Origin of the sequence: Yersinia enterocolitica (assembly GCA_002082245.2) — a bacterium.
GTDB lineage: Bacteria > Pseudomonadota > Gammaproteobacteria > Enterobacterales > Enterobacteriaceae > Yersinia > Yersinia enterocolitica_E.
Window position 1 is genome coordinate 132,458 of record NBTC02000002.1, and the last position, 14,383, is coordinate 146,840.

A 14,383-nucleotide genomic window follows, 5' to 3' on the forward strand; every position below is an offset into this window, starting at 1 on the left:
ATCGATATTGCTTTGATACTTTCGCGCAGGTAACACTGATGAACATTATTCTGATGATTGCCATTACCACCGGCATTCTCTCGGGTGTCTGGGGCTGGGTAGCGGTCAGTTTAGGGCTAATCAGTTGGGCTGGTTTCCTTGGCTGTACCGCCTATTTCGCTTGCCCACAAGGTGGTTTAAAAGGATTACTGATTACGCTGTTAACCTGCCTGAGCGGGGTGTTCTGGGCGATGATGATTATCCAGGGCAGTGCCTTGCAACCGGAATGGACCATCCTTGGGTATGTTTTAACAGGGCTTGTGGCGTTTTTGATGTGCATCCAGGCCTGCCAGCAGTGGTTATCATTTGTTCCAGGTACTTTTATCGGCGCTTGCGCTACTTTTGCCGGTAATGGTAATTGGAAGCTGGTGGTTGCTTCATTGTTAGTCGGGGTGGTATTTGGCTACGCTATGAAGAACAGCGGGTTGTGGTTGGCGGCGCGGCGGGGTCAAGGGAGGCGCTCCTTGGGAGCGCCGGTTGATATTGATTAGATGATCCGGTTCGGTTGATAGTCGTTCAGGTTATCGGTTCGGTTGATAGATACCGGATCAGGTTTCGGTTGATAGTCGTTCAGTTATCACCTTACCTCTATCGCCTCAACCGAGCAGGAGGGCTAGCCGGCCCTCCTGCACCTGCGGCTTGCGCGAAATATTACTGCTATTCGCAGTGCCCTCCGGCAGTCGTTGGCCTTATCGAGCCAGCGCGATTCGCTCCTGCTCAAGCGCGCTTTTCGCCGCCGTCCATGGCGGCTCACTCGGGCCATCGTCTTTGTCGGTAATATTCCTGATTGCGCTCAAGGTCAAAATCAAAACCTTGCTTTTAGGTTTTGACGTTTAAAGCACATTTGAGCTGTCGAGTGAAGAGTGTAGCAAGGGAAATCCGCCATGGACGGCGGATTTAGGCGTCACGCGGAGGGACCCGCGTAAAGCCGTCCCGCCAGCGAAATGATGAGTGAGGGGACCCGCGAAGTGGGCAAGCGATACGTGCGCTAGCGCAGGGGTTCCAAGGGGGTTACGCGCTTGTAACCCCTTTGGCGGTTGAGGCGCAGGAGGTCAAGTGAACACCGATCTCATGTCAACCGAACCGAAAATCTGGACGACTATCAACCGAAACCTGATCCGGTATCTATCAACCGAAATAATACCGAATCAGATAAGATGATTCGCCACTTTAACCACGATCTTACGAATCGGTGCGATGTCACCTAATGTTCCCATCGGGCGATGTAACTCGCCGGGGAACAGCAGGGCAATATCACCCGGCGCCAGTGTTAACAAGGTTTCGGTAGTAATACCTTCAAACAACCCATAATCCCGCTCGCTATCAAAATCCATCGTCGGGCGCTGGCCCTGTGTGGATGGCGACGCACCAATCACTTCACTACCTTCCAGCAAAATATGAATATCAATATAGTAACGGTGTAATTCAGGGGCTTGTTCATATAGTGGCTTGGTCGCGGCGATAATATGATTTAAGTAAATCTCACGCCCTTCGATTTCTTGCTCGCCCGCTGGCAGGTTAACCAAATCCATTTTGCAGATAGCCGCAAGGGTGCGGCGGATAACATCTGGATAGATTGGATTATTCGCCGCGCTTTTCAGTTCATCAAGTATCATAACTCTTCCTATATGCTTATGTGGCCCGCGCGTTTAGGCGCAATGACTCACGCTATTTTCATGCTCCAGCGCGGCAATACAGTGCTTAACCACACCGGCGACGTCGGGCGAAATATCTATCTGGATAACATCCGGTTCACTGATACCCGGTACTTCCAGGGTTGCGAATTGGCTTTGCAACAGGCTTTCAGGCATAAAATGCCCAGCGCGCTGCTGCATTCTGTGTAGCACCAAATCGTAATCACCGCTCAGCCACAGAAAACGTATCCCTTGATTGCTGGCACGCAAACGATCGCGATACTGCTTTTTCAGCGCCGAACAGACTAAAAAACCGACTTCATTTTTCTGTTGCAGGCTATAGGCCACATCACTTAACCGTTCTAACCAAGGAGCACGATCAACATCATTTAGCGGCTGACCTGAGGCCATTTTTTGGATGTTGGCGCGCGGGTGTAGGTCATCACCATCAATAAACTTGGCGTTAAGCGCTTGTGCCAGTGCTTGACCGACGCAGGATTTCCCCGTGCCGGATACGCCCATAACAATAATGCATTTCCCAGACATAATGTTCCTCTGTTCCCAGTCAATTGAAGCATTAACCAACGTTATTGATGGGACGAATAACGAAGGTCGCTAATCTCCCAATCACTTCAAGCGAAGGTTAAACTGCAACTAACATCCCGCCATCAACAAACAACAGATGACCATTCACGAAATCAGAGGCTTTGGAGGAGAGATAAACCGCAGCACCAATCAACTCTTCCGGGTCTCCCCAGCGAGCAGCCGGTGTCCGTTTACATAACCAATCAGTAAAGGCTTTATCATCTACCAACGCTTTTGTCATATCCGTTTTGAAATAGCCAGGTGCGATACCATTGACCTGAATATTATAGCGAGCCAGCTCAACACACATACCACGAGTTAGCATTTTTACCGCACCTTTAGAGGCGGCATAGGGGGTAATAGTGTCGCGGCCTAATTCGCTTTGCATCGAGCAGATATTGATAATTTTGCCGCGTTGACGTTTAACCATATAGCGGGATACGGCCTGTGAAACCAAGAATACGGACTTCTGGTTGACCGCAATCACGTCATCCCAATCTTTTTCTGGGAATTCAGTAAAGGCATGGCGGCGCTGAATGCCGGCATTATTAATTAAAATATCGATAGCACCGATGCTACTTTCTATTTGTTCAATGGCTTCATTAACCGCATCGTGATTAGTCACATTAAAGGCGGCAGCATGAGCAATAAAACCGCTAGCACGTAATTCCGCCACGGCTTTTTCCGCTCGTTCTGCGGTAATATCATTAATAATTATCTCTGCACCAAATTCGGCCAGGCCTTTCGCTAATAAAAAACCAATGCCTTGAGCAGATCCCGTAATTAATACTTTGCGGTTTTCTAACGAAAATAAATTCTTCATAATAAATTCCTGATGGAAATGGCGCTTATTAAGCGACATTATAAAATAAATATTATTGAATAATGACTGGGTGAAAACATGTGCATATCAAACCGTTTTCCGCTTGGGTAAACTGTGATGTAGATCACTTTAAATCATGTTACAACAAGCTGTTACCACATACGTGAGCGATATCCCCTTGATGAAGGGGAAATACTGCTGTTAGCCGGTTTTTTTGCTGTTTTATTGCAAGGTTTCAGTTTAACTTATTGATAATAAACTAGATTAATAATATGTCACCTGGCTGTTATTGTATTTTAAAGCAGTAACATGCTTTTCATTACACAAGCTAACAGTGCATAATCATATTACCCATTGCGCACTCTTGTTCCAGGTATTTGCCATGAAAAACCAGCGTGTTACGTTACAGGATATCGCGTTACTTGCAGGCGTGACCAAAATGACTGTCAGCCGCTACTTACGCACGCCGGAAAAAGTGGCTCCAGAGACGGCTGAGCGTATTGCTCAAGTGATGGCGGAGGTTAATTATGCTCCTGATTCTGAAGGGGAAAATGGTTTCAATCAAAAGATCCCGCGTATTGGTATCTTGATACCTTCCTTTAATAACCAGATTTTCTCTGACTTGCTGGCGGGTATTGAATCGGTAACCGCTGCCAGCGGCTATCAAACGCTGGTGGTTAACTATAACTATGATAAAGAACGTGAGGAGCAGCAGATCGTTAATCTGTTGTCCTGTCAGATCTCAGGTCTGATACTCACTGATTCAGAACATACCTTACGTGCTGATAAGTATTTGAATGCAGCCGAAATTCCGGTTGCACAAGTGATGGATTTAGAGCCACAGTTCAATCGTATTACCGTTGGTTTTAATAATTATCAGGCTGCCTACGATATGACAGCGACACTATTGGCCAGTGGTAAGCAGAATATTGTCTATTTTGGCTCGATGTCAGATGTACGAGATCGCAAACGTTATCAGGGATATAGCCAGGCGATGATAGATACAGGATTTACGCCATTGCATATCACTCCTAATAAGGTCTCTTCTGTCTCGATCGGGGCTGGGATGCTAGCTCTGGCACGACAAATGTATCCGCAGGTTGATGCTATTTTCTGTACTAATGATGATATGGCCGTCGGCGTGTTACAAGAATGTCTGAAAATAGGCATGGCGATACCGGCTGAAATGGCAATTTCGGGTTTCCATGGCTTAGATATCGGCCAGGCAACCACCCCGGTGCTGGCCAGTGTTACCACCCCACGGTTTGAAATGGGTAAAGTTGCAGCGGAAATTCTGATTAAGAAAATAAATAAAATCCCTACAATTGAACAGGTTGACCTGCATTACCGCATTTCACTCGGTGGGACTATCTGATCTTCTTATCACCGCTAGCAGCCATGGCTCTGGATGATGGCTGCGAATCACTTTGGTCAATGGCCGCTAAATTATCCCTCCGTCAATCAATAACAAATAACGGCAACCGATAACATTTTACTTAGTTAATTCTATAAGTTCTTAACCGGCATTTGCCTGGCTGAAACAATTCAGCACTGGCAATGATAGGTCGATCACGTTACCGGTAACATGTTTTCTTAACATGATTTACAGTGACCTACATCACAAAATAAAACATTGAAAACGGGTCTTATAACGACATTCGCTGAATGGCTAAATCATCCGATGATTACCTGCCGCCATTCTGGTTTTTTATGATTTATTGACATGATCAGGTACCCGTAATGAAAAACAGCAAACAAGCCGTATTAATCATCGCTCCGGTAATGGACTATTTAACTGAAAAATTGGAGCAAACCTTTACTGTTCATAAACTCTTCCAGGTTACCGATCATGCTGAGTTTTTTGCAGAACAGGGGCAGAATATTAAAGGCATAGTGACCCGTGGTGATATTGGTGTCAGCAATGAGGTGTTGGCACTGTTGCCTGAAGTGCAGATAATCTCAATCTTTGGCGTCGGTACCGATGCGGTGGATTTAGCAACCACCCACGAGCGCAATATTATTGTTACTACCACTCCCGGTGTACTGACTGACGATGTTGCTGATACCGCGCTGGGGCTAATCATTGCGACTTCTCGTCGCCTGTGTCTGGCTGATAAATTCCTGCGTGCCGGACAGTGGCCGCACAGTACTTTGCCATTATCATCTAAGGTTACCGGCAAGCGTCTGGGGGTCTTTGGTATGGGGCAGATTGGCCAAGCCATTGCTCGCCGAGCGGCGGGGTTTGATATGCAAATTGCCTATACCGACAAAGCACACAACGAAACGCTGCCCTACCAATATATGCCTGATCTTATGAGTCTTGCCAGCCAAAGCGATATTCTGGTGGTCGCAATCTCGGGAGGGAAAGACAGTGCCGGTTTGGTGAATAAAACCGTTTTTGCTGCGATGCCTAATCACGCCATTTTGATCAATATTGCCCGGGGCAGTATGGTGAATCAGGATGATTTAATCCTTGCGTTGCAGCAGCAAAATATTGGTGGTGCGGGCTTAGATGTTTTTGCCGATGAGCCTAATGTGCCACCAGCATTGATCGAGATGGATAATGTGGTCTTGCTGCCACACATTGCTAGTGCAACGACGGAAACTCGAATTCAAATGAGCGATATTGTCTTCTCAAATATATTAGCCCATTTTTCTGGTGAAAAAGCCCCTACGGCGATCACCTATAAATAATAGATAATTACTTTTAATTAAATATTAAAAATGACCAGTGAATTTTAATTAACACCAGAAAATAAACTTCTGTTTATTTGCTTGCGGCATTCCCTACACCATTATTTATGGTGCGGGTAATACTCTGCTATTATCATGAGGCGTGTTTATATGGACAGTAAGATCCCTAATGCCCGTTGGTTTCGCGTTATTGTTCCAATAATGATTGCTTGTATTATTTCTTTTATGGACCGGGTAAATATTAGTTTTGCATTACCTGGTGGTATGGAAAGTGATCTAGCAATTACCAGTCAAATGGCTGGTTTAGCGGGCGGTATTTTCTTTATTGGTTATTTATTTCTACAAGTACCGGGTGGCCGTATTGCGGTTCATGGCAGCGGCAGAAAATTTATTGCTTACTCTCTTTGTGTTTGGGCCGTCGTCTCGATTCTGACCGGTTTTGTCACTAATCATTATCAACTGCTATTCCTGCGCTTTGTGCTCGGGGTGTCAGAAGGCGGCATGCTGCCAGTGGTGCTGACTATGGTCAGTAACTGGTTCCCGGAACGCGAAATCGGCCGGGCCAATGCTTTTGTCATGATGTTTGCCCCAATTGGCGGCATGTTCACCGCACCGCTATCGGGTTTCATTATTAATGCTCTGGACTGGCGTTGGCTGTTTTTCCTCGAAGGTTCACTGTCAGCCGTGGTGCTGGTGATGTGGTGGTTTGTTATCAGTGACCGACCAGAGGAAGCTAAATGGTTGTCGGCAAGGGAGCGCGATTATCTGGTGACTGAGTTGGCGCGGGAACGGGCTGAACGGATGCTCGATGCTCCGGTGACCAATGCGCCATTAAAGGCGGTATTCCTGAATAAAGGCTTGATGAAACTGGTCGCACTGAACTTCTTTTATCAGACCGGCGATTATGGTTATACCTTATGGCTGCCGACCATCTTGAAAAACCTAACCGGCGGTAATATGGCTTCCGTCGGTATTCTGGCGATTTTACCCTTTATTGCCACCACTGCCGGTATCTACTTCATTTCTGCCTTGTCGGACAGAACCGGTAAGCGCCGACTGCTGATTATGGTTTCCCTGTTCTGCTTCGCCGCCGGTCTGGTGACGTCGGTGATTTTCCGCCACAACGTACTGGTCTCTTACTTGGCACTGGTGGTGTGCGGGTTCTTCCTCAAAGCCGCAACCAGTCCATTTTGGTCAATTCCGGGCCGTATCGCGGTGCCTGAAGTGGCGGGTGGCGCACGCGGGGTGATCAATGGCTTAGGCAATCTGGGCGGTTTCTGTGGCCCGTATCTGGTAGGCGTGATGATTTTCTTCTATGGACAGAGCGCGGCAGTTTGCATGCTGGCAGGCTCCCTGATTATTGCGGGATTGATAACCTTAACCCTGCCGAAAGAGTGTGATGTTGAAGTTAGCACGGCGGGGAAGGGCATCGCTGACAAAGGTTTGGCTAAAGCTAAACGCGCTTAAGCCGTGGTGGGGTTTTGGTGGATAACCACTATGCCCCGCCATTTATCACCGGAGAATTTCATGAATCTACAACAGCAATTAGCTCGCTGTCAGCAGCATCAACAACTACTGCAATTGCCTCATTTCAATCATGAAACGGCCTGGCGGTTGGGTGAGAAAATAAAGTGTCAGGCTGAGCGGCAAGGCGTGGCTCTGGCCATCGATATCACGGTAAATCGTCAGACACTGTTTAGTTATGCCATGTTGGGGACTAGCGCTGAAAACCATGACTGGCTGCGACGTAAGCGCAATGTGGTAGAGCTACTTAATACCAGCTCTTATGCCGCTGGCTTGATGTTACAGCAGCGTCAAACCTCACTGGAAGCACGCTATGGTGTCAGCTTGCGGGATTATGCCGCCTTGGGCGGTGGCTTTCCGTTACAGGTTCAACAGGCTGGTGTGATTGGTAGTGTGAATGTATCTGGCGCCCCCCATCTGGATGATCACAATCTGTTGTTACAGGTATTGGCAGATTTTATCGGCCTGCCTCTGAGCAGCATTGAACTTTTAACGCCCTTGAGTGAATAAGGAATGGCGATGAACGCGACCCTCACCCGAGTCACGCAACGTATTACTGCGCGATCCGTAGCCACCCGTACTGCCTATTTGCAACGTATCAGCGCGGCTAAGGAAAATACAGTTCGCCGTTCGCAACTGGCCTGTGGCAATTTGGCGCACGGTTTTGCGGCCTGCCAGCCGGACGACAAAATAGCGCTGAAGAACATGGTACGCAGCGATATCGCGATTATTACCTCCTATAACGACATGCTATCGGCACATCAGCCGTATGAACATTATCCGCAACAACTAAAAGATGCCTTGCATGCTGTGGGGGCAGTCGGCCAGGTGGCGGGCGGTGTTCCGGCGATGTGTGACGGGGTGACGCAAGGGCAGGATGGCATGGAACTGTCGCTGATGAGCCGCGATGTAATTGCGATGTCTGCGGCGATTGGCCTGTCACATAATATGTTTGATGGTGCACTCTATCTTGGGGTGTGTGACAAAATTGTCCCCGGTTTGTTGATGGCGGCGTTGTCATTCGGTCATTTACCGGCGGTTTTTGTCCCCGCCGGGCCGATGGCCAGCGGCCTGTCTAATAAAGAAAAAGTGCGAGTGCGCCAGTTGTTTGCGGAGGGCAAAGTCGATAGACAGGCTTTATTGGACGCGGAAGCTGCCTCCTACCACAGTGCCGGTACCTGTACTTTTTACGGCACCGCCAACTCCAATCAGATGGTGATGGAGGTGATGGGGTTACACTTACCCGGCTCTTCCTTTATCCAGCCCAATACGCCGCTACGTGATGCGCTCACCGCCGCTGCCGCCCGTCAGGTCACGCGCCTGACAGAAACCAGCGGTAGCTATTTACCCATTAGTCAGTTGGTGGATGAAAAGGTGGTGGTCAATGGCATTGTGGCACTACTGGCGACCGGCGGTTCGACTAACCACACCATGCATTTAGTGGCGATGGCGCGCGCGGCGGGGATCATCATCGATTGGGATGATTTTTCTGAGTTATCGGAAGTGATACCACAGTTATGCCGCATTTATCCCAATGGCCCAGCAGATATCAACTACTTTCAGGCGGCCGGTGGTGTAGCGCTGCTGGTAAAAGAGCTGTTGCAGGGCGGTTTACTCCATGAAGATGTCCATACCGTGGCCGGATTTGGCTTGCAGCGCTATACCCAAGAGCCTTATCTGGATCAGGGGCAATTATGTTGGCGTGACGGGGCACAGCAATCGCTGGATGAAACTGTTATCGCCAGTATCGCGATGCCTTTCTCACCACATGGCGGCACCAAAGTCTTAAGTGGCAACCTAGGGCGGGCAGTGATGAAAACCTCGGCAGTACCGCGTGATCATCAGATCATTGAAGGCCCGGCCGTGGTGTTTGAAAGCCAGCACGACATTGGTCCGGCATTTGACGCAGGCGCACTGGATCGCGATTGCGTGGTGGTGGTGCGTTATCAGGGGCCGCGTGCTATTGGTATGCCGGAGTTGCATAAACTGATGCCACCATTAGGTGTATTACTGGACCGTGGCTTTAAGGTGGCACTGGTCACCGATGGCCGCTTGTCTGGTGCGTCAGGTAAAGTGCCCTCAGCCATCCATGTGACACCCGAAGCGTATTGCGGTGGTTTGCTGGCGAAAATCCGTAATGGCGATCGGGTGCGTGTTGATGGTGTCACTGGCGAGCTTTCACTGTTAGTGGATCAAGCTGAACTGGCTGCCCGCCATACCGACTTGCCAGATATTGCTGCCTTCCACGTAGGATGTGGCCGTGAATTGTTTGGTGCATTGCGCGAACAACTTTCCGGTGCTGAGCAAGGGGCTTGTTGTATCCGTTTTTAGTCATAAAACAGGGGGAAGGGGCATCAGTAACTCTTTTTCCCCTCATATTACTTGCCATACAGATTAATCCTGAAAACTCCATTTCCACCTTGAATCAATATTACGCCGGCTATTTTCGACTATCCTTATGAGATGTCCTTTTTTCACTCATGGAGAACGCATATGAACCGAGATAAAGAACAGCAAACCTCGCTGGATGACGATCTGACTATGCTGACCGATACGTTGGAAGAAGTGCTGCGCGCCTCGGGTGATGCGGCTGATGAAAGCTATCAAGAGATTAAAGCCCGGGCGGAAAAAGCATTAAAGGAGGTTCAGAACCGTTTGAATGGCCGCAGTGAATGCTATATCAAGCGGGCGAAAGCACTGGCGTGTTGCACCGATGATTATGTGCGTGAAAAACCTTGGTGCAGCGTAGGGATAGGGGCGACTGCTGGCTTGATCGTGGGGCTATTGATCGCCCGTCGCTGAAGGATTGACGGCTGATCACTGGATCCATTACCAGGGGCTGCGGCCCCTTTATTTTTCAATTGCCGCTTTGCTGCAACGCGACATAATTGGAGTCTAGCCAGTAGACACCTGTGCTGAGTGCCAGATAACACTTATTGAGTATACAAAACCATCAATATCAAATATTAGTGTGATAACTAACAATAACTTTTGAATCTGACTTTTCTTATTATTCACGCCCCGTATAATCCCACTCTTTCTGTTGATTTGCCGAGGTGGTCGTGAAACAACTTTCTGGTTTGCTGGGTGAATTACGGCAGAAATTACGTGCCGGTTTCCCTGACCAGGCAGGTATCCGGCAAATTATCGTGCCCGCACCGGGTCGAATCGGTAGCCAACTATTAGAGTGGCTGGCCGCCCAATGCCATTTCCCACAATTTTACTGGCTCCATCGCGAAGGTCATGAAGAGGCTGCGGTCTGCGGTCAAACTCGGCTCTTCAATGATATGCAAGCGGCTGATCATTTTATTCAGCAGCATCGGGATGCGAGCGGATTACGTATTTGGGGCTTGAATGCCTTTGAACCGGTGATCGTTAACCAACCCGCTGATGGCGCGCCACTGGCGCAGGCCAGTTTCCTGTTTCTACCCCGCATTGAAATATTACGTCGGGGTGAGCAGACCTATTTAACGCTCAATTTGGCCAGCGACTTCTCCCTACAGCAAGATGCTCTGCACGCAATTAGCTTTATCGACCAACTGGTGGCTGCCAGGCCGTTGCCTGCACTTGATACTCAGGTGCAACATGCCCGCCATATGCCGGAATATCCGCAGTGGCGCCATCTTATTCAGCACGCGTTGGCTGAGATTGAGCAGCAGAAGATGGAGAAAGTGGTTCTGGCGCGTGCCACCCAACTGACGCTGGATAAGCCTCTCTCCAGTGGGGCATTTATGGCCGCCAGCCGGCAGGTCAATCACCACTGTTTCCACTTTATGCTGCGTTTTGATGCGCGGCGCGCATTTCTCGGCTCCAGCCCTGAGCGTCTCTATCTACGCCAGCAGTTGCATCTGGAGACTGAGGCTCTGGCGGGCACGGTATCCAGCGCAGAAACCCCCGAGCAAGCGGCAGAACTGGCCGATTGGCTGATGCATGATGAAAAGAATCAACGCGAGAACTTGTTGGTGGTGGATGATATCTGCCAGCGATTGCAGGGCGGGGTGGCAGCAGTTGATGTAATGCCACCGGAAATCATCCGCTTGCGTAAAGTGCAGCACTTGCGCCGCTGCATTCATGCTCAACTCACCCGCGCCAGCGATACCGATTGCCTGCAACGTCTACAACCGACGGCGGCCGTCGCCGGTTTGCCTCGCAATGTCGCGCGACAGTTTATTGCGCAATATGAACCTTTTTCCCGCGGCTGGTATGCCGGTTCGGCCGGCTATCTTTCGGCAAAACAGACTGAATTTAGTGTCGCCCTGCGTTCTGCCAGGGTAGAAGAACAGCAGGTCCATCTGTATGCCGGAGCCGGTATTGTGGCCGGCTCTGACCCGGAACAGGAATGGCAAGAAATTAACAATAAATCAGCCGGGCTACGCACCTTGCTGGAAAGTCAGCTGTAGGATAATAAAATGCCGTAATTAACCGCACTCATTATGTGGGCGGATTGTGACACCTAAGCGGCAGGTGTAAACTGTGAGCACTTTCCTTACTTATAACCATTAATCAGTCACTCCGGGCTTTTTTAACAGGATGAAGCACTATCCTCATGTTGATTATCGGGGTCGCAGTGTCTGTTAACTGACTGTTGAGCGAACAATGTCGACAAGTGTTTTTAACCGTCGTTGGGCGGCGTTGCTACTGGAAGCCTTGACCCGCCACGGTGTGCGTCATATCTGTATTGCTCCCGGCTCCCGCTCGACGCCGTTAACACTGGCGGCAGCGGCCAATCCTGCGCTGGTTTGTCATACCCATTTTGATGAGCGCGGTTTGGGCCATTTGGCCTTAGGTCTGGCAAAAGCTTCCACCGAGCCTGTGGCCGTTATTGTCACTTCCGGTACTGCCGCCGCCAATCTTTATCCTGCTCTGATTGAAGCCGGGCTAACCGGTGAGCGGCTGGTGTTATTGACCGCAGATCGTCCGCCAGAATTGATTGATTGCGGTGCCAATCAGGCTATTCGTCAACAAGGGCTGTTTGCCAGCCACCCTACACTAAGCCTCAATCTGCCGCGTCCGACCCCCGATATTTCTGCCAGTTGGCTGGTTTCCACACTCGATAATGCGATGGCACAATTACAGCACGGTGGCTTGCACATTAACTGCCCGTTTGCCGAACCCTTGTATGGTGGTGATGAGCACGCCTATGCCGAATGGTCTGCCACCTTAGGCGACTGGTGGCAGGAGTGCCATCCGTGGCTGCGTCAATCCTTATCTGTGCCACAAGGCCAGCAAGCGGACTGGTTTTTCTGGCGACAAAAGCGCGGAGTGGTGATTGCCGGGCGCATGACGGCACAAGAGGGGCAGCTACTGGCTGAATGGGCTGCTCTGCTCGGTTGGCCGCTGATCGGTGATGTGTTGTCACAAACCGGTCAGCCGCTACCTTGTGCTGACTTATGGCTTGGGCATCCCACCGCTAAAACTATTCTCTCGCAGGCGCAGATTGTGCTGCAATTGGGTAGCAGCCTGACCGGTAAACGGCTGTTGCAATGGCAGGCTGGGTGTCAGCCGCAAGAGTACTGGTTGGTCGATAACCTGCCCGGTCGCCTCGATCCGGCGAATCATCGTGGCCGCAGAATTATTTCACCGGTGAATACATGGCTGGAGGAACATCCAGCACAGCGTCGCACGCCGTGGGCCGGTGAGCTGACCGTCTGCTCGGAGAATGCTCAAGCCCATGTGGCTGAAGCCTTGAATGAGCAATTTAGCGAAGCCGCGGTCGCGCATCAACTGGCAGAATTATTGCCGGATAATGGTCAGTTGTTTGTCGGTAACAGTTTAATTGTGCGTTTGATTGATGCGTTGGGCCAACTGCCTGCTGGCTATCCGGTTTACAGTAACCGTGGTGCCAGTGGCATCGACGGTTTATTGTCAACGGCAGCCGGTGTTCAGCGTGCAACCGCTAAGCCGACGTTGGTTATCGTGGGTGATTTATCGGCCTTATATGACCTTAATGCTCTCGCCTTATTGCGCCAAAGCTCGGCCCCTACGGTGCTGCTGGTGGTGAACAATAATGGCGGGCAGATTTTCTCGTTGTTGCCTACCCCAGAAGCAGACCGCCAGCGCTTTTATTGTATGCCGCAAGATGTGAGTTTTGAGCACGCCGCAGCTATGTTCAGTCTGCATTATGCTCGACCGGATAGCTGGCCCCAGCTCCAACAACAGGTGGCGCAATGCTGGTTGCAAGGTGGCGTTACATTGATTGAAATCGTGGTGCCGCCCAGTCAGGGGGCAGAAACACTGCAACAACTGGTGCAACAGGTGGCCCAATTATGACGCTGGCTTGCCGTAAACTCGATCCCCACCCGCAGTCTCCCGCCCGGCATCATAGTGGGCCATGGTTGGTGTGGTTACATGGTTTGTTAGGCAGTGGTCTGGATTGGTTGCCGGTTGCTGAGTTATGTGGCGATTATCCCTCGCTGCTGATAGACCTGCCCGGCCACGGTAAATCGGCCGCCGAGACTACCTGTGGTTTTGCGGATATCAGCCGTCAGTTAGTACAAACGTTACAGGCTAACGGTATTCGCGAATATTGGCTGGCAGGCTACTCTTTAGGGGGGCGAATTGCGATGTATCACGCCTGCTATGGTAGCCATCATGGTTTGCAGGGCTTATTGGTCGAAGGGGGTAACCTCGGGCTGGAAAGCACTGAATTGCGTGAAAAACGCTTGCAGCAAGACCGCCTGTGGGGCCAGCGTTTTCGCCAAGAGCCGTTGCCGCAGGTGCTGGCTGACTGGTATCAACAGGATGTATTTGCTGATTTAGACCCACAACAGCGCGAGAAATTGGTGTTACTGCGGGCGGACAATCATGGCCCATCAGTCGCTGATATGCTCGAAGCAACGTCACTCGGCCATCAACCTTGGCTGCTACCGGCGTTACAACGGCTCACGGTCCCTTACACTTATCTGTGTGGCGATCGCGACCATAAATTCCAGCAATTGGCTGTTCAATACCAGTTGCCATTACGCACACTGGCACGTGCCGGACACAATGCACATCGGGCGAATCCCGGTGCTTTTGCCGCGCAGGTACTTTCATTTTTATCACAGTCTTCATTTTTGTCACTCCCCCGTTAAAGGAATGCTTA

Annotated in this window: 13 protein-coding genes; 10 read left to right on the forward strand and 3 right to left on the reverse strand. The window is 50.2% G+C overall.

Annotation, left to right across the window (positions count from 1 at the left end; translation table 11 throughout):
* Positions 1 to 38: 38 nt before the first annotated feature.
* Positions 39 to 530 carry a DUF1097 domain-containing protein gene (locus tag A6J66_001945; GenBank protein ID PNM23056.1) on the forward strand — a complete coding sequence of 164 codons (492 nt, stop codon included), beginning with the start codon at positions 39 to 41 and terminating at the stop codon, positions 528 to 530.
* Between the two features lie 657 nt (positions 531 to 1,187).
* Here the strand turns inward: A6J66_001945 and A6J66_001950 are convergent.
* The 3 genes from A6J66_001950 to A6J66_001960 form a co-directional block, all read right to left on the reverse strand.
* Positions 1,188 to 1,655 (reverse strand): YhcH/YjgK/YiaL family protein, encoded by a 468-nt coding sequence (locus A6J66_001950; protein PNM23057.1) that lies wholly within the window; start codon positions 1,653 to 1,655, stop codon positions 1,188 to 1,190.
* 33 nt (positions 1,656 to 1,688) lie between these two features.
* Complete coding sequence (gene idnK, locus A6J66_001955; protein ID PNM23058.1) at positions 1,689 to 2,219, reverse strand: gluconokinase; 531 nt, start codon at positions 2,217 to 2,219, stop codon at positions 1,689 to 1,691.
* A gap of 97 nt (positions 2,220 to 2,316) precedes the next feature.
* Entirely contained in the window at positions 2,317 to 3,081 is a 765-nt protein-coding gene (locus tag A6J66_001960) for a 3-oxoacyl-ACP reductase (GenBank protein ID PNM23059.1), read from the reverse strand.
* A 382-nt stretch (positions 3,082 to 3,463) separates the two neighbouring features.
* Between A6J66_001960 and A6J66_001965 the strand changes: the two genes are divergently transcribed.
* The 9 genes from A6J66_001965 (at position 3,464) to A6J66_002005 (ending at position 14,372) form a co-directional block, all read left to right on the forward strand.
* Positions 3,464 to 4,456 carry a LacI family DNA-binding transcriptional regulator gene (locus tag A6J66_001965; GenBank protein PNM23060.1) on the forward strand — a complete coding sequence of 331 codons (993 nt, stop codon included), beginning with the start codon at positions 3,464 to 3,466 and terminating at the stop codon, positions 4,454 to 4,456.
* A gap of 365 nt (positions 4,457 to 4,821) precedes the next feature.
* A complete protein-coding gene (locus A6J66_001970) occupies positions 4,822 to 5,775 on the forward strand; it encodes a 2-hydroxyacid dehydrogenase (GenBank protein ID PNM23061.1) in 954 nt (317 codons plus the stop codon).
* 150 nt (positions 5,776 to 5,925) lie between these two features.
* Entirely contained in the window at positions 5,926 to 7,242 is a 1,317-nt protein-coding gene (locus A6J66_001975) for an MFS transporter (protein PNM23062.1), read from the forward strand.
* A gap of 60 nt (positions 7,243 to 7,302) precedes the next feature.
* Positions 7,303 to 7,809 (forward strand): heme-degrading domain-containing protein, encoded by a 507-nt coding sequence (locus A6J66_001980; protein ID PNM23063.1) that lies wholly within the window; start codon positions 7,303 to 7,305, stop codon positions 7,807 to 7,809.
* A 3-nt stretch (positions 7,810 to 7,812) separates the two neighbouring features.
* Positions 7,813 to 9,630 (forward strand): phosphogluconate dehydratase, encoded by a 1,818-nt coding sequence (locus A6J66_001985; protein PNM23064.1) that lies wholly within the window; start codon positions 7,813 to 7,815, stop codon positions 9,628 to 9,630.
* 162 nt (positions 9,631 to 9,792) lie between these two features.
* Positions 9,793 to 10,101, forward strand: coding sequence for a DUF883 domain-containing protein (locus A6J66_001990; protein ID PNM23065.1), 309 nt, complete (start codon positions 9,793 to 9,795; stop codon positions 10,099 to 10,101).
* 260 nt (positions 10,102 to 10,361) lie between these two features.
* Positions 10,362 to 11,699, forward strand: coding sequence for an isochorismate synthase MenF (locus tag A6J66_001995; GenBank protein PNM23066.1), 1,338 nt, complete (start codon positions 10,362 to 10,364; stop codon positions 11,697 to 11,699).
* Positions 11,700 to 11,895: 196 nt separating this feature from the next.
* Entirely contained in the window at positions 11,896 to 13,569 is a 1,674-nt protein-coding gene (locus A6J66_002000; GenBank protein PNM23067.1) for a 2-succinyl-5-enolpyruvyl-6-hydroxy-3-cyclohexene-1-carboxylic-acid synthase, read from the forward strand.
* Positions 13,563 to 14,372 (forward strand): 2-succinyl-6-hydroxy-2,4-cyclohexadiene-1-carboxylate synthase, encoded by an 810-nt coding sequence (locus tag A6J66_002005; GenBank protein ID PNM23068.1) that lies wholly within the window; start codon positions 13,563 to 13,565, stop codon positions 14,370 to 14,372. The genes A6J66_002000 and A6J66_002005 overlap by 7 nt, the downstream gene beginning before the upstream one ends.
* Positions 14,373 to 14,383 lie beyond the last annotated feature (11 nt).

Excerpts from the sequence above, each read along its gene's own strand:
- A6J66_001950 (PNM23057.1), bottom strand. The coding sequence starts at position 1,655 with ATGATACTTGATGAACTGAAAAGCGCGGCGAATAATCCAATCTATCCA.
- A6J66_001990 (PNM23065.1), top strand. The coding sequence starts at position 9,793 with ATGAACCGAGATAAAGAACAGCAAACCTCGCTGGATGACGATCTGACT.
- A6J66_001975 (PNM23062.1), top strand. The coding sequence starts at position 5,926 with ATGGACAGTAAGATCCCTAATGCCCGTTGGTTTCGCGTTATTGTTCCA.
- idnK (PNM23058.1), bottom strand. The coding sequence starts at position 2,219 with ATGTCTGGGAAATGCATTATTGTTATGGGCGTATCCGGCACGGGGAAA.
- A6J66_001960 (PNM23059.1), bottom strand. The coding sequence starts at position 3,081 with ATGAAGAATTTATTTTCGTTAGAAAACCGCAAAGTATTAATTACGGGA.
- A6J66_001965 (PNM23060.1), top strand. The coding sequence starts at position 3,464 with ATGAAAAACCAGCGTGTTACGTTACAGGATATCGCGTTACTTGCAGGC.
- A6J66_001980 (PNM23063.1), top strand. The coding sequence starts at position 7,303 with ATGAATCTACAACAGCAATTAGCTCGCTGTCAGCAGCATCAACAACTA.
- A6J66_001945 (PNM23056.1), top strand. The coding sequence starts at position 39 with ATGAACATTATTCTGATGATTGCCATTACCACCGGCATTCTCTCGGGT.
- A6J66_001970 (PNM23061.1), top strand. The coding sequence starts at position 4,822 with ATGAAAAACAGCAAACAAGCCGTATTAATCATCGCTCCGGTAATGGAC.
- A6J66_002000 (PNM23067.1), top strand. The coding sequence starts at position 11,896 with ATGTCGACAAGTGTTTTTAACCGTCGTTGGGCGGCGTTGCTACTGGAA.
- A6J66_001985 (PNM23064.1), top strand. The coding sequence starts at position 7,813 with ATGGCGATGAACGCGACCCTCACCCGAGTCACGCAACGTATTACTGCG.